The 24,299-nt window shown below is 71.2% G+C and carries 18 protein-coding genes; 15 read left to right on the top strand and 3 right to left on the bottom strand.

Translation table 11 applies throughout. The features are described 5' to 3' along the window. The first annotated feature begins 239 nt into the window (after nucleotides 1-239). From ACFRFC_RS16375 to serA, 5 genes are all read left to right on the top strand, one after another. Nucleotides 240-3,230, top strand: coding sequence for a putative bifunctional diguanylate cyclase/phosphodiesterase (locus ACFRFC_RS16375; RefSeq protein WP_382685345.1), 2,991 nt, complete (start codon nucleotides 240-242; stop codon nucleotides 3,228-3,230). A gap of 243 nt (nucleotides 3,231-3,473) precedes the next feature. Further along, the gene (locus tag ACFRFC_RS16370) at nucleotides 3,474-5,321 is read left to right on the top strand and encodes an acetolactate synthase large subunit (RefSeq protein WP_382685342.1); all 1,848 of its coding nucleotides are present in this window, start codon (nucleotides 3,474-3,476) and stop codon (nucleotides 5,319-5,321) included. A gap of 49 nt (nucleotides 5,322-5,370) precedes the next feature. Next, entirely contained in the window at nucleotides 5,371-5,895 is a 525-nt protein-coding gene (ilvN, locus tag ACFRFC_RS16365; protein WP_382685339.1) for an acetolactate synthase small subunit, read from the top strand. 121 nt (nucleotides 5,896-6,016) lie between these two features. Next, nucleotides 6,017-7,015, top strand: coding sequence for a ketol-acid reductoisomerase (gene ilvC, locus ACFRFC_RS16360; RefSeq protein ID WP_382685337.1), 999 nt, complete (start codon nucleotides 6,017-6,019; stop codon nucleotides 7,013-7,015). Nucleotides 7,016-7,304: 289 nt separating this feature from the next. Further along, nucleotides 7,305-8,894 carry a phosphoglycerate dehydrogenase gene (serA, locus tag ACFRFC_RS16355; RefSeq protein WP_382685334.1) on the top strand — a complete coding sequence of 530 codons (1,590 nt, stop codon included), beginning with the start codon at nucleotides 7,305-7,307 and terminating at the stop codon, nucleotides 8,892-8,894. A 78-nt stretch (nucleotides 8,895-8,972) separates the two neighbouring features. Here serA and ACFRFC_RS16350 read toward each other — a convergent pair whose 3' ends face one another. Further along, nucleotides 8,973-10,550, bottom strand: coding sequence for an MFS transporter (locus ACFRFC_RS16350; protein WP_382685332.1), 1,578 nt, complete (start codon nucleotides 10,548-10,550; stop codon nucleotides 8,973-8,975). Between the two features lie 110 nt (nucleotides 10,551-10,660). Between ACFRFC_RS16350 and ACFRFC_RS16345 the strand changes: the two genes are divergently transcribed. Further along, complete coding sequence (locus ACFRFC_RS16345; protein WP_382685329.1) at nucleotides 10,661-11,248, top strand: TetR/AcrR family transcriptional regulator; 588 nt, start codon at nucleotides 10,661-10,663, stop codon at nucleotides 11,246-11,248. A 79-nt stretch (nucleotides 11,249-11,327) separates the two neighbouring features. Here the strand turns inward: ACFRFC_RS16345 and ACFRFC_RS16340 are convergent, their stop codons facing one another. Then, the gene (locus ACFRFC_RS16340) at nucleotides 11,328-12,530 is read right to left on the bottom strand and encodes a PucR family transcriptional regulator (protein ID WP_382685326.1); all 1,203 of its coding nucleotides are present in this window, start codon (nucleotides 12,528-12,530) and stop codon (nucleotides 11,328-11,330) included. Nucleotides 12,531-12,702: 172 nt separating this feature from the next. Between ACFRFC_RS16340 and ACFRFC_RS16335 the strand changes: the two genes are divergently transcribed. From ACFRFC_RS16335 to cimA, 9 genes are all read left to right on the top strand, one after another. Continuing rightward, entirely contained in the window at nucleotides 12,703-13,629 is a 927-nt protein-coding gene (locus ACFRFC_RS16335; protein ID WP_382685324.1) for a proline dehydrogenase family protein, read from the top strand. Nucleotides 13,630-13,707: 78 nt separating this feature from the next. Then, nucleotides 13,708-15,339, top strand: coding sequence for an L-glutamate gamma-semialdehyde dehydrogenase (gene pruA, locus ACFRFC_RS16330; RefSeq protein WP_382685321.1), 1,632 nt, complete (start codon nucleotides 13,708-13,710; stop codon nucleotides 15,337-15,339). Between the two features lie 184 nt (nucleotides 15,340-15,523). Continuing rightward, entirely contained in the window at nucleotides 15,524-16,420 is an 897-nt protein-coding gene (locus tag ACFRFC_RS16325) for an alpha/beta fold hydrolase (RefSeq protein ID WP_382685319.1), read from the top strand. Between the two features lie 18 nt (nucleotides 16,421-16,438). Then, nucleotides 16,439-16,975 carry a GNAT family N-acetyltransferase gene (locus ACFRFC_RS16320; protein ID WP_382685316.1) on the top strand — a complete coding sequence of 179 codons (537 nt, stop codon included), beginning with the start codon at nucleotides 16,439-16,441 and terminating at the stop codon, nucleotides 16,973-16,975. A 276-nt stretch (nucleotides 16,976-17,251) separates the two neighbouring features. Further along, nucleotides 17,252-17,398, top strand: coding sequence for a hypothetical protein (locus ACFRFC_RS16315; protein ID WP_382685314.1), 147 nt, complete (start codon nucleotides 17,252-17,254; stop codon nucleotides 17,396-17,398). Nucleotides 17,399-17,490: 92 nt separating this feature from the next. Then, nucleotides 17,491-18,534 (top strand): 3-isopropylmalate dehydrogenase, encoded by a 1,044-nt coding sequence (locus ACFRFC_RS16310; RefSeq protein ID WP_382685311.1) that lies wholly within the window; start codon nucleotides 17,491-17,493, stop codon nucleotides 18,532-18,534. Between the two features lie 312 nt (nucleotides 18,535-18,846). Beyond that, complete coding sequence (locus tag ACFRFC_RS16305; protein ID WP_382685308.1) at nucleotides 18,847-19,935, top strand: branched-chain amino acid aminotransferase; 1,089 nt, start codon at nucleotides 18,847-18,849, stop codon at nucleotides 19,933-19,935. Nucleotides 19,936-20,269: 334 nt separating this feature from the next. Then, nucleotides 20,270-21,541 (top strand): TolB family protein, encoded by a 1,272-nt coding sequence (locus tag ACFRFC_RS16300; RefSeq protein WP_382685306.1) that lies wholly within the window; start codon nucleotides 20,270-20,272, stop codon nucleotides 21,539-21,541. Nucleotides 21,542-21,862: 321 nt separating this feature from the next. Next, the gene (gene cimA / locus ACFRFC_RS16295; RefSeq protein WP_382685304.1) at nucleotides 21,863-23,467 is read left to right on the top strand and encodes a citramalate synthase; all 1,605 of its coding nucleotides are present in this window, start codon (nucleotides 21,863-21,865) and stop codon (nucleotides 23,465-23,467) included. A 168-nt stretch (nucleotides 23,468-23,635) separates the two neighbouring features. Here cimA and ACFRFC_RS16290 read toward each other — a convergent pair whose 3' ends face one another. Next, on the bottom strand, nucleotides 23,636-24,289 hold the full coding sequence (locus ACFRFC_RS16290; RefSeq protein ID WP_382685301.1) for an SLATT domain-containing protein: 654 nt from the start codon (nucleotides 24,287-24,289) through the stop codon (nucleotides 23,636-23,638). Nucleotides 24,290-24,299 lie beyond the last annotated feature (10 nt).

Raw genomic sequence — 24,299 nt, 5'->3', positions numbered from 1 at the left:
GACGGACATTTCAGACTGCGAGGGGGGCGACGGGCGATGCACGGCCTATGGACGAACGATCCGACGCGGCGAGGCCGCCGGCGACGGCCCTGGCGCACGGCCGCGCACAGACGCGGTCACCACACCGGGCACAGCGGCCCCCACTGCCATCACTGCCACCACCGCAGGCATGGCGACCGCCGCGGGCCCGCCCACCGGGATCCGCGCGACCCGGCGACGGCACGGACCGGGAGGGCCCGGTGAACTCGCCGTCGCCCCCTGTGGCCGCCCTCGAGACCGGACTCCGCCCCCAGCCCGTGCCCCGGCCCCGCCCCGCCCCGCCGGTCTCCGGCGGCGGCTGGACCATGTTCCACCAGCTCGCGATGGCCGTGGTCTGCGCGGGCTACGGCGTGGGCTCCGCGCTCGGCTGGGGCTCGGAGAAACTCGCCCTGATCATGGGGGACTTCGGGCTGAGCGCCGCGGCCGGTGCCGCGGCCGTGTCCTGCTTCCTCTACGCCCGCACCCGCCGGGTCCGCTTCCGGGCCGCCTGGCTGCTGTTCGCCCTCTCCTCGGCGATGGCCGCCATGGGTAACCTGGTCTGGGGGTGGTACGAGGTCGTCCTCGACCGCCCGGTACCCAGCCCCAGTTCGGCGGACGTGTTCTTCCTGTGCTTCGCGCCGCCCGCCATCATCGGCCTGCTCGTGCTCGCCAAACGGCCCGTGACCCGGGCCGGCTGGGTCTGTCTCGGGCTGGACGCCTGGCTGATCGGCGGCTCCCTGCTGACGCTGTCCTGGAGCCTCGCGCTCGCCCAGGCCGCCACCTCGGGCGGCCGGGGCGTGGCGAGCACCGCGCTGTCGCTGGCCTACCCGCTGCTGGACATCGCGCTGGTCAGCATGGTGCTCGCGCTGCACTTCCGGCGCTCCGGCGCCAACCGCTCCGCCGTCAACACCGCCATCGGCGCCCTCGCACTGACCGTGATGTGCGACGCCCTGTTCACCTCACCGCTGCTGCACAGCAACTACCGCTCGGGCCAGCTGCTCGACGCGGGCTGGTTCGCCGGCTCGGTGCTGCTGGCCTACGCCCCCTGGGCCACCGTCCGCTGCGCCCGGCGTGCCGCCGCCGACGCACACGCGCGCGCGATGCGCGCCCAACTGCCCGGGCAGCGCCCGCAGGCCCCGGCCCCCGCCCCCTCCATGGATCGCAGCCGCTACCCCGCCACCCGCCCGATCACCGGCTCCCTCGCCGCCCTCACGCCGTACCTGGCAGCGGCCGTGTGCACCCTCGGAATCCTCTACAACGTCCTCAACGGCCGCAGCGTCGACCGCGTGGTGCTCTTCACCGGTGGCACGGTCGTGCTCGCGCTGGTGGTCCGCCAGGGGATCATGCTGCTCGACAACATCACCCTCACCCAGGAACTGGCCCAGAAGGAGAACCACTTCCGCTCCCTGGTCCAGGGCTCCAGCGACGTCATCATGATCGCCGCACCCACCGGAGTGCTCCGGTACGTCTCCCCGGCCGCCGCCGGGGTCTACGGCCGCCCCGCGGAAGACCTGGTCGGCAGCGAGCTGGCCGAACTCATCCACCCGGAGGACCTGAACCGCGTGGTGCACGAGGTGCGCCGCTTCCTCACCGCCAACCCGCTCGACGAACCCACCACCCGTATCGAATGCCGGTTCCGCTCCGGCGGCGGTGACTGGCTCAACGTCGAGTCCACCGTCAACCGGCACCACGGCGGACTGATCTTCAACAGCCGGGACGTCACCGAACGGGTCCGCCTTCAGGCCCAGTTGCAGCACAACGCCGAGCACGACCCGCTCACCGACCTGCCCAACCGCGCCCTGTTCACCCGGCGCGTCCAGCAGGCCCTGTCCGGCCGCCGCAGCTCCGACCGGGGCCTGGCCCTGCGCAACACGGCGGTCCTCTTCATCGACCTCGACGGCTTCAAGGCCGTCAACGACACCATCGGGCACCAGGCCGGCGACGAACTGCTCGTCCAGGCCGCCCGCAGACTCCAGGACGCGGTCCGCCAGTCGGACACCGCCTCCCGGCTGGGCGGCGACGAGTTCGCGGCCCTGATCGTCGGCGACACCACCCGCGACCGCGCCGCCCGCGAGCGGCACATCCTGGACCTGGCCGACCGGCTGAGAGTGACCCTCTCGCAGCCGTACGACATCGATGGCAACGAGGTCCGGGTGGCCGCCTCCATCGGCGTCGCCTTCGCCGAGGGCGGCCTCGGCGCGGGCGAGCTGCTGCGCAACGCCGACCTCGCGATGTACCGCGCGAAATCGGCAGGCAAGGGCCGCGTCGAGCTGTACAAGCCACAGATGCAGCAGGACGTCGTACGCAAGGCGGAGCTGGCCACCAGGCTGCGGGCCGCGCTGCACGACGGGGAGTTCACGCTGCTGCATCAGCCGGTGGTGCGGCTGGAGGACGGGCGGATCACCGCGGTCGCGGCGCACGCGCGCTGGCGGTCCTCGCAAGGGGTGCTGTTCACGCCCGCGGAGTTCCTGCGGGTGGCCGAGGAGGGCGACCGGACGGCCGAGCTGGGCCGGTGGCTGCTCCAGGAGGCGGTCGAGCAGGCCGCCGAGCGCACCGCCACCGGGCTCGCGGTGCCGGTGGCGGTCCGGCTCAGCGCCCGCCGGCTGCTGGACCGCTCGCTGCCGCTCGGCTCGGTCGAGGCGCTGCTGACCCGGCACGGACTGCCGCCCGCGGCGCTGCTGATCGAGCTGTGCGACACCGACCCCGGCGTCGCGCTGGACGAGCTGGAGCGCCGCCTGGCCGCCCTCAGACGCCTCGGCGTCCGGATCGCCCTCGACGGGTACGGCACCGGCCGCGCGCCCGCCACCGCCCTCGGACGGCTCCCGCTGGACATGGTCAAGCTCGACCGCACCCTGGTCGGAAGCGTCGTGGAGTCCGCGCGGCTGCACAAGATCACCGGAGGTCTGCTGCGGATCGCCGGCGACCTGGGGCTCCAGTCCGTGGCCGACGGGGTGGATCTGCCCGAGCAGGTGGTGGCCCTGCGCGCGATGGGCTGCACCCATGGACAGGGCATGGCGTTCTCGGGGCCGCTGGACGAGTACCGGCTGCGCCGGGCGCTCGCCGCAGGCCAGTGCCCGCTCCCGCACGCCCCGGCCGAGCCCGCCTACGCGGGCGGCGGAGCAGGGGTGTACGGCGGGACCGGGGTCGCCACCGTGTTCGGCGGCGGCTCGGCGCTACGCTCACATAATGAGACTCCCGTCCCACCCGCTTGACAGTGAGTGGGGGGCAGGGGGAGGGTCTGTGCCATGCGCACCCGAATTCTCGTACTTGGCCAGCGCGTCGGCTGAGCTGGGAACCACCGGAAATCGATCCGGAAACCCAGCGACCACACCCGGCGCGCTCCCCTCGCTTGCCTTACGGCACGAGGGGTTTTTTGTTGCACCAGCACCTGTCGCACAACAGTCGTACATCGTACAAACCTCGCAAAAACCCTCAGCATCGAGAAGAGAATGCCGATGACCGAGCAGGCCACCGGGGCCCATCACCCGCAGCCGCGGCCCCGATCCGGAGGACACTCGTCCGCTCCCGAGCACGTCACGGGTGCGCAGTCCCTCATCCGCTCGCTTGAGGAGGTCGGGGCCGACACCGTATTCGGTATTCCCGGAGGTGCGATCCTTCCCGCGTACGACCCGCTGATGGACTCCACCCGGGTCCGCCATGTGCTGGTCCGGCACGAGCAGGGCGCCGGTCACGCCGCCACCGGCTACGCGCAGGCCACCGGAAAGGTCGGCGTCTGCATGGCGACCTCCGGGCCCGGCGCCACCAACCTGGTCACACCGATCGCCGACGCCCACATGGACTCGGTGCCGCTGGTGGCGATCACCGGGCAGGTCGCCTCCAAGGCGATCGGCACGGACGCCTTCCAGGAGGCGGACATCGTCGGCATCACCATGCCGATCACCAAGCACAACTTCCTGGTCACCAAGGCCGAGGACATCCCCCGGGTCATCGCCCAGGCGTTCCACATCGCCGCCACCGGCCGCCCCGGCCCGGTCCTGGTCGACATCGCCAAGGACGCCCTCCAGGCGCGGACCACCTTCTCCTGGCCGCCGGTCATGGACCTGCCCGGCTACCGGCCGGTCACCAAGCCGCACGCCAAGCAGATCCGCGAGGCCGCCCGGCTGATCACCACCGCCAAGCGGCCCGTCCTCTATGTCGGCGGCGGCGTCATCAAGGCCCATGCCACCGCCGAGCTGAAGGTCCTCGCCGAACTCACCGGAGCGCCCGTCACCACCACCCTGATGGCGCTCGGCGCATTCCCCGACGGCCACCCGCTGCACGTGGGAATGCCGGGCATGCACGGTGCGGTCACCGCCGTCACCGCGCTCCAGAAGGCCGACCTGATCGTCGCCCTCGGCGCCCGCTTCGACGACCGGGTCACCGGCAAGCTGGACAGCTTCGCCCCGTACGCCAAGATCGTGCACGCCGATATCGACCCGGCGGAGATCGGCAAGAACCGCGCCGCCGACGTGCCGATCGTCGGTGACGCCCGCGAGGTGATCGCCGATCTGGTCCAGGCCGTGCAGAAGGAGCACGCCGACGGCCACCAGGGCGACTACACCGCCTGGTGGACCGACCTCAACCGCTGGCGCGACACCTACCCGCTCGGCTACGACCAGCCGGACGACGGCTCGCTCTCCCCGCAGCAGGTCATCGAGCGGATCGGGCAGCTCGCCCCCGAGAACACGATCTTCGCCGCGGGCGTCGGCCAGCACCAGATGTGGGCCGCCCACTTCATCCAGTACGACAAGCCCGCGACCTGGCTCAACTCCGGCGGCGCCGGGACCATGGGCTACGCCGTCCCCGCCGCGATGGGCGCCAAGGCCGGGGCCCCGGGCCAGACGGTCTGGGCGATCGACGGCGACGGCTGCTTCCAGATGACCAACCAGGAACTGACCACCTGCGCCCTGAACAACATCCCGATCAAGGTCGCCATCATCAACAACGGCGCCCTCGGGATGGTCCGCCAGTGGCAGACCCTGTTCTACAACCAGCGCTACTCCAACACCGTCCTGCACTCCGGCCCCGACGACGTCAACCCGGAGGCCAAGGGCACCCGTGTGCCGGACTTCGTGAAGCTGTCCGAGGCGATGGGCTGTGTGGGCCTGCGCTGCGAGTCCCCCGACGACCTGGACAAGGTCATCGAGGAGGCCAACGCGATCAACGACCGCCCGGTCGTCGTCGACTTCATCGTCCACCAGGACGCGATGGTCTGGCCGATGGTCGCCGCCGGCACCTCCAACGACGAGATCCTGGCCGCCCGGGACGTCCGTCCCGACTTCGGCGACAACGCGGACGACTGAGCGAGCGACACAGAGAGACGCAGAGAGACAGAGAGAGACGTAAACGACCATGTCCAAGCACACGCTCTCCGTTCTGGTGGAGAACACGCCCGGCATCCTCGCCCGGATCGCCGCCCTGTTCTCCCGCCGCGGCTTCAACATCGACTCGCTCGCCGTCGGCGTCACCGAACACCCCGACATCTCGCGCATCACCATCGTGGTGGGCGTCGAGGACCTGCCCCTCGAGCAGGTCACCAAGCAGCTCAACAAGCTCGTGAACGTGCTGAAGATCGTCGAACTGGAACCCGGCTCGGCCGTGCAGCGCGAACTCGTTCTGGTGAAGGTGCGCGCCGACAACGAGACGCGCTCCCAGATCGTCGAGATCGTCCAGCTCTTCCGCGCCAAGACCGTGGACGTCTCCCCGGAGGCCGTGACCATCGAGGCCACCGGATCCAGCGACAAGCTGGAGGCCATGCTGAAGATGCTGGAACCGTTCGGCATCAAGGAACTGGTCCAGTCCGGCACGATCGCGATCGGCCGCGGTTCCCGTTCCATCACCGACCGGTCACTGCGCGCCCTGGACCGGTCGGCGTAACAGCAGGGGACGGGCGGCGGGCCCCGGCCGCGCCGCCCGTATTCCGAGACCCGAAAACCTCCCTCACCCCCGCCGTCATACGGTGGGACGCAACACCCGCACTCCAAGGAGAGAACCCAAAGTGGCCGAGCTGTTCTACGACGCCGACGCCGACCTGTCCATCATCCAGGGCCGCAAGGTCGCGGTCATCGGCTACGGCAGCCAGGGCCACGCCCACGCGCTGTCGCTGCGTGACTCGGGTGTCGACGTCCGCGTCGGTCTGCACGAGGGCTCCAAGTCCAAGGCCAAGGCCGAGGAGCAGGGCCTGCGCGTGGTCACCCCGGCGGAGGCCACCGCCGAGGCCGACGTCATCATGATCCTGGTCCCGGACCCCCTCCAGGGCCAGGTCTACGAGGAGTCCATCGCCCCGCACCTGAAGGACGGCGACGCGCTGTTCTTCGGCCATGGCTTCAACATCCGCTTCGGCTTCATCAAGGCCCCGGCCGGCGTCGACGTCTGCATGGTCGCCCCCAAGGGCCCCGGCCACCTCGTGCGCCGCCAGTACGAGGAGGGTCGCGGCGTTCCCTGTATCGCCGCCGTCGAGCAGGACGCCACGGGCAACGCCTTCGCGCTGGCCCTGTCGTACGCCAAGGGCATCGGTGGCACCCGGGCCGGTGTCATCAAGACCACCTTCACCGAGGAGACCGAGACCGACCTGTTCGGTGAGCAGGCGGTGCTCTGTGGCGGTACGTCCGCCCTGGTCAAGGCCGGTTTCGAGACCCTGGTCGAGGCCGGCTACCAGCCGGAGATCGCCTACTTCGAGTGCCTGCACGAGCTGAAGCTGATCGTCGACCTGATGTACGAGGGCGGCCTGGAGAAGATGCGCTGGTCGGTCTCCGAGACCGCCGAGTGGGGCGACTACGTCACCGGCCCGCGGATCATCACCGACGCCACCAAGGCCGAGATGAAGAAGATCCTCGCCGAGATCCAGGACGGCACCTTCGCCCAGAACTGGATGGACGAGTACCACGGCGGTCTGAAGAAGTACAACGAGTACAAGCAGCAGGACGCCGAGCACCTGCTGGAGACCACGGGCAAGGAGCTGCGCAAGCTGATGTCCTGGGTGAACGAGGACGCCTGACCTGTCTGATCCGTGGCGGTGCCCCGAGGACGGGGGCACCGCCACAGGCCGTTTGCCAGGACCGCCCGTGACTCATACACAATGGAGTTCCCCGTCCGGGTGATCCTTCCGCAGAGGCGCAAGACGCCCTTCGCCGCGCCGATACACTGCCGTATTACATACGCGTCAGGCCCACAGCGTCGTGCGTCTTCCACGCGGCCCAGCGACCCCGGACCTCTCCGGCGCCGCACTCCCTCCATCGCCTGCGGCCGTCGGGACGGCCGTCCGCATCGGACATGTGAGGACTCACGTGAGCTCGAAACCCGTCGTACTCATTGCTGAAGAGCTGTCGCCCGCCACCGTCGACGCGTTGGGCCCGGACTTCGAGATCCGGCACTGCAACGGAGCGGATCGGGCCGAACTGCTCCCCGCCATCGCCGACGTCGACGCGATCCTGATCCGCTCCGCGACCAAGGTCGACGCCGAGGCGATCGCCGCCGCCAAGAAACTCAAGGTCGTCGCACGAGCCGGCGTCGGCCTGGACAACGTCGACGTCTCCGCCGCCACCAAGGCCGGCGTGATGGTCGTCAACGCCCCCACCTCCAACATCGTGACCGCCGCCGAGCTGGCCTGCGGTCTGATCCTCGCCACCGCCCGCAACATCCCGCAGGCCAACGCCGCGCTGAAGCAGGGCGAGTGGAAGCGCAGCAAGTACACCGGGGTCGAGCTGGCCGAGAAGACCCTCGGTGTGGTGGGCCTGGGCCGGATCGGCGCGCTCGTCGCGCAGCGCATGTCCGCCTTCGGTATGAAGGTCGTCGCCTACGACCCGTATGTGCAGCCCGCGCGAGCCGCGCAGATGGGCGTCAAGGTGCTCTCCCTGGACGAGCTGCTCGAAGTCTCCGACTTCATCACCGTCCATCTCCCGAAGACCCCCGAGACCGCCGGTCTGATCGGCGACGAGGCGCTGCGCAAGGTCAAGCCGACCGTGCGGATCGTCAACGCCGCGCGTGGCGGGATCGTCGACGAGGAGGCGCTGTACTCCGCCCTCAAGGAGGGCCGGGTCGCCGGCGCCGGGCTCGACGTGTACGCCAAGGAGCCCTGCACGGACTCGCCGCTGTTCGAGTTCGACCAGGTCGTCGCCACCCCGCACCTCGGTGCCTCCACCGACGAGGCCCAGGAGAAGGCCGGTATCGCCGTCGCCCGCTCGGTGCGGCTCGCGCTCGCCGGAGAGCTGGTCCCCGACGCGGTGAACGTCCAGGGCGGGGTCATCGCCCAGGACGTCAAGCCGGGGCTGCCGCTCGCCGAGCGGCTCGGCCGGATCTTCACCGCGCTCGCCGGTGAGGTCGCGGTCCGCCTCGATGTCGAGGTGTACGGCGAGATCACCCAGCACGATGTGAAGGTGCTGGAGCTGTCCGCCCTCAAGGGTGTCTTCGAGGACGTCGTCGACGAGACCGTCTCCTACGTCAACGCCCCGCTGTTCGCCCAGGAGCGCGGCGTCGAGGTGCGGCTGACCACCAGCTCCGAATCCCCGGACCACCGCAATGTCGTCACCGTGCGCGGCACGCTCGGCAGCGGCGAGGAGGTCTCCGTCTCCGGCACGCTCGCCGGTCCCAAGCACCTCCAGAAGATCGTCGCGGTCGGTGAGTACGACGTCGATCTCGCCCTCGCCGACCACATGGTCGTGCTGCGCTACGAGGACCGTCCCGGTGTCGTCGGCACGGTCGGGCGCATCCTCGGCGAGGCGGGTATCAACATCGCCGGTATGCAGGTCGCCCGCGCGGCGGTGGGCGGGGAGGCGCTGGCGGTGCTGACCGTGGATGACACGGTGGCCTCCGGCGTGCTCGCGGAGTTGTCGGCGGAGATCGGGGCGACTGCCGCCCGCTCGGTGAACCTGGTCTGACCCTGGCCGTCGGCCGAAGTGGACGTCGCCGGGGGCTGCCGCCCCCGGCCCCCCGCTTCGGCCTGAACGGCCTCGTCCTCAATCGCCGGACAGGCTGAGGTTACTCAGCTCGTCCGGCGTTCTCATGTCCTCCCGCTCCTCCCGCTCCTCCCTCAGCCGCACCTTCCGCAGTGCCGTCAGTGCCAGGCCCGCCGCCGCGAGGAGCAGGACCGTCGCCGCCAGGGCCGCCGCGCGCATGCCGTCGGTGAAGGCGGCGCGGGCCACCGTCGCCAGGGCGGTGGCCGCCTCGTCGGGGAGGTGGGCCGTGACCGCGAGGGCGCCGCCGAGGGTCTCGTGCGCCTCGGGCGGGGCCGAGGCCGGGATCCCGTCCCGGTAGACCGCCGTACCGATCGAGCCGAGGACCGCCATGCCGAGTGCGCCGCCGAACTCCGCGGCGGTCTCCAGCAGGGAGGAGGCGGAACCCGCGCGTTCCGCCGGGGCGGTGCCGAGGGCCAGGTCGACCATCTGGGAGATCGCGATCGTGATGCCGGAGGCGAGGACCCCGCACGCGGCGAGCACCAGCCACAGGGCGTCCGTGTCGGCGAGGGCGAGCAGGGCGTACCCGGCGGCGGCGATCACGAAGCCGCCCGCGACGACGTACGCGCGGTTCGTGCCCCGCTGGACCAGATGGGTCGCCGTCGGGGCGGCGATGCCGATCGGCACCGAGGGGAGCAGCGCCCACAGGGCGGCTTCCAGGGCGCTCTTGTCGAGCACCGACTGGAGGTACTGGGTGGTGAAGTAGGCCGAACCCATCATCCCGAAGATGGCGATCAGGTTGAGGGTGATCGCGGGGGTGAAGCCGCGGCCCTTGAACAGCGCGGGGGAGATCATCGGGGATGCCGCGGTGCGCTGGCGGTGCACGAACAGGGTGGCGAAGAGCAGACCGACGGTGATCGCCATGACGTACCGGACGTTCCAGCCCTCGGCCGCGATCTCCTTCAGGCCGTAGACCACCGGCAGTACGGCGGCCATGGACAGCGGGATGCTCGGCCAGTCGAAGCGGCCGGGGGCGGGGTCGCGGGCCTCCGGGAGGAGCAGCGGGCCGAGGACGAGCAGCAGGGCCATCGCGGGCAGGTTGACCAGGAAGACCGAGCCCCACCAGAAGTACTCGATCAGCACCCCGCTCATCACCGAGCCGAGCGCCACGCCTCCTGTCATCACCGTGGACCACAGGGCGATGGCCTTCGCGCGCTGGCCGGGGTCGGTGAACAGCGTGCGCACCAGGGCCATCGTGGACGGCATCAGGGTCGCGCCGCCGATGCCGAGCACCGCGCGGGCGGCGATCAGCATCTCGGCGCTGTTCGCGTAGGCCGCGGCGAGCGAAGCCAGGCCGAAGGCCCCGGCGCCGAACAGCAGCAGCTTGCGGCGGCCGATGCGGTCGCCGAGCGAGCCCATCGTCATCAGCAGGCCCGCCAGGACGAACGCGTAGATGTCGAAGATCCACAGCTGCTGGGTGCCGCTCGGCCCCAGATCGGCGCTCATCGCCGGGATCGCGAAGTACAGCACCGAGACGTCCATCGAGACCAGCAGCAGCGGCAGCATCAGCACGCCCAGCGCGGTCCACTCGCGGCGACCGGCGCGCGGGGAGGGGGAGGGAGTGTCCCTGGGGTTGGTCATGACAGGGACTGTACGAGCGTCTTAAACAGTTGTCTAGTACGAGCGTATAGGACGGGCGTGTGGGACGGTTGTTTAAGACGGTCGTATATGGATCCCGTTACGATGGGCGCATGGGTCACCGTGAGGATCTGCTCGAAGGCGCCAAGCGCTGTCTGCTGGAGAAGGGGTTCGTGCGCACCACCGCGCGCGACATCGTCAAGGAGTCCGGCACCAATCTGGCCTCCATCGGCTACCACTACGGCTCGAAGGACGCGTTGCTGGCGCAGGCGTATCTGTCGCTGGTGGCGCGGAAGGGCGATGAATTCGGGCCGGAGGGCGGGGAGTTCACCACCCCTCCCGGCTCGCTCGAACGGTTCGGCGAGGTCTGGTCCAGCATCATCGCCACCATGGGACCCGGTTCGATCTGGCGGCTCAGCATGGAGATGCTGTCCCTGGGCGACCGGATGCCCGAGGTCCGGGACCGGCTCGCGCAGGCGCAGGGCGAGGCCGGGCGCGGGCTGATCGGCATGCTGATGGGTACCGCCGAGGAGGACATCCCGGACGCGGAGGTCGAAACCCTCGGCAAGCTCTACTCGACCCTGATGACGGGGGTCATCGCCCAGTGGATCTTCGATCCGAAGTCTGCCCCCACGGCCGATGAGCTGACGGAGGGGCTGCGGCGGCTGATCGCGGCGGCGGGGGTGGACGGCGTGAAGTGAGCGCCGCCCGGGGCCGCGCGTCGGCTCAGGTGAGCCCGGGGGGCCTCGGGTCAGGCCAGGTGAGCCCGGGGGCCTCGGGTCAGGTCAGGCGGTGGCCCTTGAGGGCCATGTGCAGCAGCAGGCGGTCCTCGCCGTCGTCCAGGTCCAGGCCGGTCAGCTGCTCCACGCGGGACAGGCGGTAGTACAGGGTCTGGCGGTGGATGCCCAGCTCGGCGGCGGTGCGGGCGGCCTGTCCCGCGCGGTCGAGGTAGGTCTCGGCGGTGCGGGCGAGGTCGCGGTGGGCGGGCGAGAGGAGGGCGGTGACCGCCGGGTCGTGGGCGGCGTCGGGCGGGAGCGCGGTCAGCAGCCGGTACGGGCCGATCGACGCCCAGTCCGCCACCGGGCCCAGACGGGGCTCGGCCAGGGCGGCGCGGGCGGCGGCCGTCGCCTCGCGCCAGGCCGTGCCCAGTTCGGCGAGCCCGGTGTGACCCGCCGCGATCCCGGCGGCCACCGGCCCGTCCGAGGCGCTCTCCAGCAGCCGCGTCGCCGCCGACACCGCCGGGGTCAGCTGGTCCTGCGCGCGCAGCCGGATCAGTACCGCCAGGGACTGGGACGCCGTGCCCCAGGGGATCGTGCAGCGGGCGGTCGCGCCGGGCAGGGTGCGCACCGAGGGGGCGTCGTCGGGGTCGGCGGACGGCCACGGGGCCACACAGAGCAGGGTGTGCGGGCCGGCGACCCGGGTGCCGAGGGCCGTACGCAGTTCGGCCACCGCCATGTCGCGCTGCCAGTCGCGCTCGGCGGTCAGCACCGCCCGTAGCTCCCGGGTGAGGTCGGCGCCGTGCTGGGCCTCGTCCGCGAGCAGGGCGCCGATGCGTGCGGCCACCTCCATGGCGGCGGCGAGCCGGGCGTCGGACGGGCCGGGGTCGGTGTCCAGGAGCCAGACGTAACCGAGGACGACACCCCGATGGCGTACCGGGAGGCAGATGCGTCCCCGGTAGACGCCCGCGTCGGGGGTGGGCGGGATGCGGACCGGGGCGGTCGCCCGGGTGATGCCGAAGCCCTCGAACCACTTGCGCACGGCGGCCGTGGAACGACGGGTCACGATCGAGCGGGTACGGACCGGGTCCAGCGCGGAGGCGTCGAGGTCCTCCTCGCTGTCGTAGGCGCCGAAGGCGATCAGCTCGAAGTCGCGGTTCTCCAGGGTGGCCGGGGCGCCGAGCAGCTCCGACAGCTCGTCCACCAGCTCCTGGTAGTCGCCGCGATGGTCCGCGTACTCCGATGTCACCCGGGCATTCTCCCGCATTTCCGGTGGCCTTCATACATCTGTCTGAGATCTGCGGCACGGATGCGTGACAGCTGTCGATGGCCCACGATCGGAGGGATCCCTAGGTTTCACGGTGGTTCTCCGTGCCGTACCCGGCAGTTCGCTCCCGGGGTCCTGCGGCCGTCTGCTGCTTGTGTTCTGGAGGTGCCCCGTGCTGGGTCCCGTGATTCTCGCCGCGTCACGCAGCGACCGGATGCGACGCCTGATCTCGGCGGCCCCGGTCACCAAGCAGGTGGTGGACCGGTTCATCCCGGGCGAGACCGTGGACGACATCGTGCCGATCGTCGGGCGGCTGACCGGGCAGGGCCTGGCGCTGACCATGGACGTGGTCGGCGAGGACATCACCACCCCCGCGCAGGCCGGCGCCGCCCGTGACGCCTATCTGGAGCTGATCGACCGGCTCACCCCGCTGGGCCTCGGCGAGCGCGTCGAGATGTCCGTGAAGCTGTCGATGTTCGGGCAGGCGCTGCCCGGCGGCCATGAACTGGCCCTCGCCAATGTCCGGCCCGTGGTCGAGGGGGCCGCCGCCATCGGGACGACGGTCACTCTGGACGCCGAGGACCACACCACCCTCGACTCGATGTTCACCGTCCACGACGAGCTTCGGCGGGACTTCCCGCAGACCGGCTGTGTCATCCAGGCGTACCTCTTCCGCACCGAGGCCGACGCCCGCCGCCTCGCGGAGAACGGCAGCCGGGTGCGGCTGGTCAAGGGCGCCTACAAGGAGCCCGCCGAGGTCGCCTACCAGCAGAAACACGAGATCGACAAGGCGTACGTCCGGGTCCTGCGGACGCTCATGGACGGCTCGGGGTACCCGATGATCGGGTCCCACGACCCGCGCCTGATCTCCATCGCCCAGGAACTGGCCCACAAGGCCGGACGCAAGCCCGACGAGTACGAGTTCCAGATGCTGTACGGCATCCGCGGCGAGGAACACCTCCGGCTGGCCGCCGAGGGCCACCGGATGCGGGTGTACACGGCGTACGGCACCGATTGGTACGGCTACTTCATGCGGCGGCTGGCGGAGAAGCCGGCGAACTTGCGCTTTTTCGCCCGCAGCATGCTGACCAAGGGCTGATCCCCCTCTACCCACGCTCGGCAAAGGCTGACCCCGGACCCCGGCTCACCCGCTCACGTACAAGGAGTTACGGAAACCATGGACGCTGTGACCCAGGTCCCCACCCCCGTCAACGAGCCGGTGCACGGCTATGCCCCCGGCTCTCCCGAGCGCGCCCGTCTGGAGGTCAAGCTCAAGGAGCTGGCCGAGAATCCGATCGAGCTGACGATGACCATCGGCGGCGAGCGGCGGATGGGCGGCGGTGACGCCTTCCAGGTGGTCCAGCCGCACCACCACAAGTCCGTGCTGGGCACCTACCGCAACGCCACCCGGCAGGACGCCCAGGACGCCATCGACGCGGCCCTGGCCGCCGCGCCGGGCTGGCGGGCGATGTCCTTCGACGATCGCGCGGCGATCATCCTGCGCGCGGCCGAGCTGCTGTCCGGGCCGTGGCGCGAGACGCTCGCCGCGTCCACCATGCTCGGCCAGTCCAAGACCGCCCAGCAGGCCGAGATCGACACGCCCTGTGAGCTGATCGACTTCTGGCGGTTCAATGTCGCCTACGCCCGCCAGATCCTGGCCGAGCAGCCCCCGGCCAACTCCCCGGGCGTGTGGAACCGGCTCGACCACCGTCCGCTGGAGGGCTTCGTCTACGCGATCACGCCGTTCAACTTCACGGCCATCGCCGGCAACCTGCCCACCGCGCCCGCCCTCATGGGCAATGTCGTGGTGTGGAAGCCGTCCCCGACGCAGACCCACGCCGCCGTGCTGCTGATGCGGCTGCTGGAGGAGGCGGGCCTGCCCAAGGGCGTCATCAACCTCGTCACCGGCGACGGTATCGAGGTCTCCGAGGTCGCCCTCGAACACCGGGACCTGGCCGGTATCCACTTCACCGGGTCCACCAAGACCTTCCAGTACCTGTGGAAGACGGTCGGCGCCAACATCGAGAAGTACCGCTCCTACCCGAGGATCGTCGGCGAGACCGGCGGCAAGGACTTCGTGGTCGCCCACCCGAGCGCCGACCGTGCCGTCCTGAAGACCGCGCTGACCCGCGGCGCGTTCGAGTACCAGGGCCAGAAGTGCAGCGCCACATCCCGCGCCTATGTCCCGGCCTCCCTCTGGAACTCCGGCTTCAAGGAGGAGTTCGCCGCCGAGGTCGACTACCTCACCATGGGCGATGTCACCGACCTCGCCAACTTCCTCGGCGCCCTCATCGACGACCGCGCCTTCGCCAAGAACAAGGCCGCCATCGACCGCGCCCGGCAGGACCCCACCTGCACGATCGTCGCGGGCGGCTCCTACGACGACTCGGTGGGCTACTTCGTCCGGCCGACCGTCATCGAGTGCTCCGACCCGGACAACGAGATCTTCCGCACCGAGTACTTCGGCCCGATCCTCGCCGTGCACGTCTACGAGGACGAGCGGTACGAGGAGATGCTGGAGCAGATGGAGGCGGTCTCCGACTACGCCCTCACCGGCTCGGTCATCTCCGCCGACCGCGCGGCCACCGCGTACACCATGGACAAGCTGCGCTACGCGGCAGGCAACTTCTACATCAACGACAAGTCGACCGGCGCCGTCGTCGGCCAGCAGCCCTTCGGCGGCGGCCGGGCCTCCGGCACCGACGACAAGGCCGGCGCCCCGCAGAACCTGATGCGCTGGACCCTGACCCGCGCCATCAAGGAGACGCTGGTCGCGCCGACCGACTACACCTACCCCCACATGGGCTGACTTCCCCTCGGCCCCTCCCCGAGGCCCGTTCGGGCCTGGCCGGGCCGTCGCTCCCCACCCCCCGGGGAGCGGCGGCCCGGTCCCCTTTCCGGGGCCGTCGGTGACCTCTTCCGGGGCCGTCGGTGACCTCTTCGGGGGCCGTTGGCGACCTCCGACCCACGAGGCGATCCGCGAGACTCTCACCGTGACCTCGACAACCATCCCGGCGGGATCCGAGTGGGTGCCGGCCGATGACGGTGTGCGGCTGTGGGCGGCCCGGTCGGGCCGGGACGGCGGTGTGCCGCTGGTGCTCTGCCATGGCGGGCCCGGCCTGTGGGACATGTTCGGTGACCTGGCCGGGGCCCTCGGCGGCCTCGCCACCGTCGTCCGCTGGGACCAGCGCGGCTGCGGGCGGTCCGAGCGGTGCGCCGGACCCTGGACCACCGAGCGATTCGTCGCCGACCTGGACGCCGTACGGCAGCACTTCGGGCCGGCGCGGATGGCCCTGCTCGGGCACTCCTGGGGCGCGCAACTCGCGCTGAGCTACGCGCTGGCGCACCCGGAGCGGGTGAGCGCGCTGGTGTATGTCGCCGGGACCGGCATCGGCCCGGTGACCGGCTGGCGGGCCGGATACGAGGCGAACCTCGCGGCCCGGCTCGCCGCGGACCCCGCCCGCGCGGAGCGCTGGGAACAGCTGAACAACCGCGACGACCTGACCGGCGAGGAGCAGCGCGAGTTCGCGGTGCTGCACTGGGCGGCCGACTTCGCGGACCCCGAGCGGGCCCTGGAGCAGGCGTCGGCGCTGGCCGACCCGTGGTTCGGCATCAACGACGCCTGCAACCAGGCCCTCAACGCCGAGACCCGGCGCACCTGGGGCACCCCCGGGCTGCGTGCCGCCTGCGCCCGGCTCGACGTCCCGGTGCTGATCCTCGACGGGGCCCGGGACATCCGCCCGCGTACCGCCGTCGACTCGCTCGAAGCCGCCTTGCCGCGGGTGCGCCGCGTGATCTTCGCGGACGCCGGGCATCTGCCGTGGGTCGAGGAGCCGGAGGGGTTCCTGGCGGCGGTGGCCGGGCTGAAGGTGTGGCAGCGGCCTGTCTGAGGTGCGAATACTGGGCGGATGACCGTGCGCCTCACCCATACCTCCGGGCTCACCCCCGCCGCGCTCTTCGCTGTCCGGGACCTGCTGACCGACGCCTTCGACGGTGACTTCGGCGACGAGGACTGGGACCACACGCTCGGCGGCGTGCACGCCGTGATCGAGGACGAGCGGGGGCCGGTCGCGCACGGGGCGGTCGTCATGCGCCGGGTGCTCGCGGGCGGGCGGTGGCGCCGGGTGGGGTACGTCGAGGGGGTCGCGGTACGGGCCGACGCGCGCCGCCGGGGGCTCGGCGGGCAGGTCATGGGGGCGCTGGAGGGCGTGATCGACCGGGCGTACGACTTCGGGGCGCTCTCCGCGAGCGACGAGGGCGCCCGGCTGTACGCCGCCCGGGGCTGGCGAGTGTGGGGCGGGCGGATCAGCGCGGCCGGTCCGGGCGGGGTGGTCCGGCTGGCGGAGGAGGAGGGCACCACGTATGTGTGGGCGGCGACGGGGGCGCTGCCCGGCGACTCGGCCGGTGAACTGGTCTTCGATTGGCGGGACGGGGACGTGCTGTAGCCCACATTTGGGTAAAAGGCCAGGTCAGCGAGGGATGATCGATCAGGTCGTCTCAGATAGTAGGAAGTCCGAGTAATTGTGGAGACAGACACGGTCGGCTCGCTTAGCTTTGTAGGAGCCGAACGTCTCGCTCGATCCAGCGAATGCGGTCGTGAGCCGGGCCCCGTGCAGGCAATCCCTGCGGCACCGCTCCCCGCCCCTCCGGCCCCCACATGGCTACAGCGCTCTTTTCACAGCGCCCAAGTGCTCTTCGCTCATCGAAGGAGTCGATCTCCCATGGCCGAGACGACCACCCGCCGCCGTGTCCGTCACCGCCGGACGACCGAGTCCAACCAGTCCGACCAGTCCGACCGCAAGAACGCCGCCGCGGCCCTCCAGCGCGCCCTCGACCGCCGCGACAACGGCGGCTCGACCGGGCACTGAGCCCACGGCCCACAGCCCACACCCCAGTGCCGGCGCGTCCGTATCGCGGACGTCGTGTGTCATCCCATGGGACGAGGGGTAGGGTGCCCGGCATGTCTCGCAGCATCAATCTCGCAGTGATCCCCGGTGACGGCATCGGCCAGGAGGTCGTGACCGAAGGTCTCAAGGTCCTCTCCGCCGTCCTTCCGCAGGATGTGAAGCTGGAGACCAAGGAGTACGACTTCGGCGCCCGGCGCTACCACGCCACGGGCGACACCCTCACCGACGCCGACCTCGACGCCCTCAAGCAGCACGACGTGATCCTGCTCGGCGCGATCGGCGACCCGTCCGTGCCGTCCGGCGTCCTGGAGCGCGGCTTCCTGCTCAAGCTCCGCTTCGCCTTCGACCACCACGTCAACCTGCGGCCGTCGAAGCTGCTCCCGGGCGTGGCCACCCCGCTCGCCGGTGAGCCCAGCATCGACTTCGTGGTCGTCCGCGAGGGCACCGAGGGCCCGTACACCGGCAACGGCGGCACCATCCGCAAGGGCACCGAGCACGAGGTCGCCACCGAGGTCTCGGTGAACACGGCCTACGGTGTCGAGCGCGTCGTCCGGGACGCCTTCGTGCGCGCCCAGGCCCGCCCGCGCAAGAAGCTCGCCCTGATCCACAAGAACAACGTGCTGACCTTCGCCGGTCATCTGTGGACCGATGTCTTCAACAAGGTGGCCGCCGAGTACCCCGAGGTCACCACCGAGTACATGCACGTCGACGCGGCCACCATCTATCTGGTCACCCAGCCCGAGCGCTTCGACGTCATCGTCACCGACAATCTCTTCGGCGACATCATCACCGACCTCGCCGCGGCCGTCTCCGGCGGCATCGGCGTCGCCGCCAGTGGGAACATCAACCCGACCCGCGAGTTCCCGTCCATGTTCGAGCCGGTGCACGGCTCCGCCCCGGACATCGCGGGCCAGGGCAAGGCCGACCCCAGCGCCACGGTCCTGTCCGTCGCCCTGCTGCTGCGCCACCTCGGGTACGAGGCCGAGGCCGCCCGCATCGAGGAGGCGGTCGCCGCCGACCTCGCCGACCGGGTCGGCAAGCCCGCCCGCTCCACCTCCGAGATCGGCGACGCGCTCGCCGTACAGGTAGCCGGCTGACCCGCCGGTCACCACGGCTACCACGGTTGTCCAACCGAGCCGCCGGGTCGCGTCAGCGCCCGGCGGCTTTCGTGTGCCACAGCGCCGCTCACCCCGTTTCATCCGCCACCCCGGCCAGGCGATAATCGGACAAGGGGACCGCGTCTCCACCCGATCCTCGGACGTCCTACTATCGATGACCGGGCGTACGCGGGCTAGCGCGACCCGTCACCCCGACTGAACAGGTGCTGCACCCTCCGGGCCCGCCCCGGACCCCCGGCCGCCGACCGGAGCCGCCCCGCCCCGATGCCAGGAAGCAAAGGACCCTGACCCATGACGACGTCCACGATCGAGCTGAAGCCCTCCGCGAGCCCGCTGTCCGCGGCGGAGCGCGAGGCGATCCTGGCCAGCCCCGGCTTCGGCCGCCACTTCACCGACCACATGGTCACCATCAAGTGGACCGAGGGCCGCGGCTGGCACGACGGACAGCTCGTTCCGTACGCGCCGATCTCCCTCGATCCGGCCACCGCGGTGCTGCACTACGCGCAGGAGATCTTCGAGGGCCTGAAGGCGTACCGCCGTCCCGACGGCTCGGTCGCCACCTTCCGGCCCGACCAGAACGCGCTGCGCTTCCAGCGCTCCGCCCGCCGCCTCGCCATGCCCGAACTGCCGGTCGAGACCTTCGTCGAGGCGTGTGACGCCCTGGTCCGGCAGGACAAGGACTGGGTGCCGGCGCACGGCGGCGAGGAGTCCCTGTATCTGCGCCCGTTCATGATCGCGACCGAGGTCGGGCTCGGGGTGCGCCCGGCGAGCGAGTATCTGTTCCTGGTCATCGCCTCCCCGGCCGGCGCCTACTTCCCCGGCGGGGTCAAGCCCGTCTCCATCTGGGTCTCCGAGGACCGGGTCCGCGCGGTGCCCGGCGGCATGGGCGACGCCAAGACCGGCGGCAACTACGCGGCCTCCCTGCTCGCCCAGGCCGAGGCCGCCGCCAAGGGCTGCGACCAGGTCTGCTACCTCGACGCGGTCGAGCACACCTGGGTCGAGGAACTCGGCGGCATGAACCTGTACTTCGTCTACGGGGACCGGATCGTCACCCCCACCCTCACCGGCTCCATCCTGGAGGGTGTCACCCGCGACTCGCTGCTCGCCGTCGCCCGTGACCTCGGCTACACCGCCGAGGAGGGCAGGATCTCCGTCGAGCAGTGGCGGCGCGACTCCGCGGACGGCACCCTCACCGAGGTCTTCGCCTGCGGCACGGCCGCCGTCATCACCCCGGTCGGGACCGTCAAGCGGGCGGGCGGCGAGTGGCGGCAGAGCGGCGGCGAGCCCGGCGAGGTGACGACCCGGCTGCGCCGGGCGCTGCTCGACATCCAGCGCGGCACGGCCGCCGACGCGCACGGCTGGATGCATCCGCTGGGCTGAGACGCCCGTGGCGTCGGATGCGTCGAACGGCGCGCAGGGTGCGTGGAACGAGGCCCGTCCCGTTTTCGTCTGCGGGGCGGGCCTTTCGTATGTCTCGTGAGCTGTTTGAGCAGTGATCTATATCGGGGCCGTCGACGCCGACACGTGCAGGGGGCGCGTGCCGGACGCGGGAACGGGGGCGTGCGCCCGGCACATGAACGGGTGTCCAGGTTGTACGCGTTCCGGCGGATTGACCGTATGACCTGCGGTGCGGTTGCCTCGGTGTCGACCACGAACAGGGCGCGGGGGGACCACGCGCCGCACGGGGAACAACGGGGAACACAGGGGGATCAACATGCGCACAGGCATGCGCGGAACGCCGGTCGCGGTCGTCGCGGCGACCGTGGTGGCACTGACGGCCACAACAGCTTCACCGGCACAGGCACAGGCACCGGCGCCGGCCGTCGAGCGGGTCACGCTCTCGGCGGCCGGGCAGCAGCTGTCGGGGGCGTCCGACGGACCGCGGCTCAGCGAGAACGGGCGCTACGCCGCCTTCTCCTCGTACGCCGCCGACGTGGTGCCCGGCGACACCAATGGACAGCCCGACGTCTTCGTCCGGGATCTGCGCCGGGGCACCGTCGAGCGGATCACCGTGGCGCCCGACGGCACCGAGGCGGACGGGGCCGGCCAGTACGTGCGGATCAGCGGCGACGGCCGGTACGTCGCCTTCGTCTCCCGGGCCACCAACCTCGTCACCTGGCCGGCCCCGCAGTCGTCGTACAGCGATGTGTACGTCCACGACCGGCGTACCGGGACCACCGAGCGGGTCAGCGTGGCCGCGGACGGCGGCTCCGGCGGGGCCGCCGAGAGCGTGGGCGTCTCCGACGACGGCCGCTATGTGGGCTTCACCGCCGACGCGGCCCGGATCGAGGGCGGCGGCACACCCCAGCAGATCCGCGCGTATGTGCACGACCGACGGACCGGCGAGACCCGCGAGGTCAGCGACCGGCTGCCGGGCGACTGGTATGTGCAGAGCCTGCTGCTCAGCGCGGACGGTACCCACGCGGCCTACATCCAGCGCCACCCGCGCGGCGGCCGGGGTGAGCTGTGGCTGGCCGATCTGCGCACCGGCGAGCAGCGCCGGCTGAACGTCACACCCGAGGGGGAGCCCGGCGACGGCTCACCCGCGGGCCTCACCCTCGCCGCGGACGGCGGCACCGTCGCGTACACGTCCTTCGACGAAGCGGTGGTGCCCGGGGCCCCCGCGTACACCTGGGAGTCGTACCTGTACGACGCCCGCACCGGCACCACCGGGTGGATCACCCACGAGGGCGCGGGCGGCCTCGGCGCGCCCCTGCTCAGCGCCGACGGGCGCCGGCTGGCCTACACCCACGGGACCCGGCTGCCCGGCGGGGAGACGGCCGAGAACGTGTACGTCCGTGAGCTGGACAGCGGGCACACGGTCCGGGCCACCGAGTCCGTCGCCGGTGGGCCGCTGACCGAGGGCTACACCGCCGCCTCCGGCTTCGCCCGCGACGGGCGGGTGCTCGCCCTGTTCTCCTCCTCGTCCCAGTTGGTGGACGGCGACACCAACGGGGAGGGCGACGGCTTCGTCGCCCGGCCATGACCCCCGGGTGACCACCACGCGCTGACCGCATCCTGAGACACACGGTGAGCACGGGGACGGTCTGTGCCAGACTTCCCCCGTGCTCTCGTTCGCCACGATTATTGGCAGCAGGCGCGCCGGTCCGCAGTGACCGCCCGGTACGACCACGTACAGGCGGCCACCGTCGTCTCGACCCGCGCGCAGACCTCTCGCACCCGCGAGAGGTTTTTCGCATTTCTGGCCCACCTGCAGCCGGGAAACGGAGCGCGAGGGATCATAGGGGGACGGTGGAACCGGTCATTCCGGTACAGACCGCGATCATCACCTCAGGAGCCTTGAACCATGACGGAAACCAGCGAGCGCGACGACTCGTTCCATGTCTTCGACACCACCCTGCGCGACGGTGCGCAGCGGGAGGGCATCAACCTCACCGTCGCCGACAAGCTGGCCATCGCACGGCACCTGGACGACTTCGGCGTGACCTTCATCGAGGGCGGCTGGCCCGGCGCCAACCCCCGCGACACCGAGTTCTTCGCCCGCGCCCAGCAGGAGATCGGCTTCCGCCACGCCCAGCTCGTCGCGTTCGGCGCCACCCGCCGGGCCGGCGCCAAAGCCGCCGAGGACCCGCAGGTCAGGGCCCTGCTGGAGTCCGGCGCCCCGGTGATCACCCTGGTCGCCAAGGCACATGACCGGCATGTCGAGCTGGCCCTGCGCACCACCCTCGACGAGAACCTGGAGATGGTCCGGGACACCGTCTCCTTCCTCAAGGACCAGGGCCGCCGGGTCTTCGTCGACTGCGAGCACTTCTTCGACGGCTACCGCGCCAACCCGGAGTACGCGAAGGCGGTCGTACGGTCCGCCGCCGAGGCCGGCGCCGATGTCGTCGTGCTGTGCGACACCAACGGCGGGATGCTCCCCGCCCAGGTCCAGGCCGTCGTCGCCACCGTCCTCGCCGACACCGGCGCCCGGCTCGGCATGCACGCCCAGGACGACACCGGCTGCGCGGTCGCCAACACCCTCGCCGCCGTCGACGCGGGCGCCACCCACGTCCAGTGCACGGCCAACGGCTACGGCGAGCGCGTCGGCAACGCCAACCTCTTCCCGGTGGTCGCCGCCCTGGAGCTGAAGTACGGCAAGCGGGTGCTGCCCGAGGGCAAGCTCCGCGAGATGACCCGGATCTCGCACGCCATCGCCGAGGTGGTGAACCTCACCCCCTCCACCCACCAGCCCTACGTCGGGGTGTCCGCCTTCGCCCACAAGGCCGGGCTGCACGCCTCCGCGATCAAGGTCGACCCGGACCTCTACCAGCACATCGACCCCGAGCAGGTCGGCAACACCATGCGGATGCTGGTCTCCGACATGGCCGGCCGCGCCTCCGTCGAGCTGAAGGGCAAGGAGCTGGGCATCGACCTCGGCGGCGACCGTGAACTCGTCGGCCGGGTGGTCGAGCGGGTCAAGGCCCGCGAACTGAAGGGCTACACGTACGAAGCGGCCGACGCGTCCTTCGAGCTGCTGCTGCGCGCCGAGGTCGAGGGCGGCCCGCTGTCCTACTTCCGGGTCGAGTCATGGCGGGCGATCGTGGAGGACCGGCCCGACGGAACCCACGCCAACGAGGCCACGGTGAAGCTGTGGGCCAAGGGGGAGCGGATCGTCGCCACGGCCGAGGGCAACGGGCCGGTCAACGCCCTGGACCGGACCCTGCGCGTGGCCCTGGAGAAGATCTATCCCCAGCTCGCCAAGCTGGAGCTGGTCGACTACAAGGTCCGCATCCTGGAGGGCGTGCACGGCACCCAGTCCACCACCCGGGTCCTGATCTCCACGACGGACGGCTCCGGCGAGTGGTCGACGGTCGGCGTCGCGGAGAACGTCATCGCCGCGTCCTGGCAGGCGCTGGAGGACGCGTACACGTACGGGCTGCTGCGGGCGGGGGTCGCGCCGGCCGAGTGACGGTACGGCCCGCCTTGTGGGGGCGCGGGGGACTGGCCATGGCCGGTGGTCGGGTGCGGGTGGTCGTCGGCCGGTCGCGCAGTTCCCCGCGCCCCTGGAAGACGCGGCCGGCCCCGGCCCTGGAAGACGTGGCCCTCCGTGCCCCCAAAGACCAAAGACAGGGCGTTGTCACATCGCCGAGTCGCGGGAGCGGGGTACCTCCGGGCCCCGGTCGCGGCCCGCTACGCGGTCCAGGCGGAACAGGCCCGCGCCGCCGGGGCGCTGGCCGGAGTTGGCGGAGGTGGAGCGGGTCAGCTCCTCCATGCTGTCGGCGAGGTAGCCGATCCAGGTCGCGCTCTCCTCCTCCATGATCCGCTGGGCGTCGGCGCGCAGCCGCTCGATGACGGCGAGCAGCGCCGCCTGCTCCTTGTCGCTGGGGGAGTCGGTGGTCCGCAGATACGTCAGGGCCCAGTCCGTCTGCGCCTTCTTCAGGACCTGCTGGAGGGCTATCTCGGTACGGATGTAGCGGGTCCAGGACGCGGAGAAGCCGAAGATACGGTCGAACAGGACCGCGCCCGCCGCCCCCGCCAGGAAGACGAAGCCCCACTCCGGCTGGAGCAGCGTCGGGTCCGCCGCGTGCACCAGCGGGGTGAGCGTGCCGACGATGCCGAGCAGCCCGGCCAGGGCACGCAGCGAACGCGACCAGCGCGAGGGGCCCCGGCGGCGGCCGAGGTACCAGTTGATCGCCGTGACGACCTCGGCCTCCGCCTGCTTGAACAGGTCCCACAGCACCTCGGACCGGCTGCGCGCGCGGTCCAGCTCGGTGAGTTCGGACACCGTCATGTCCGCGACC

Origin of the sequence: Streptomyces sp. NPDC056734, from assembly GCF_042790455.1 — a bacterium.
GTDB lineage: Bacteria > Actinomycetota > Actinomycetes > Streptomycetales > Streptomycetaceae > Streptomyces.
This window is presented reverse-complemented; position numbering and strand designations above follow the sequence as displayed.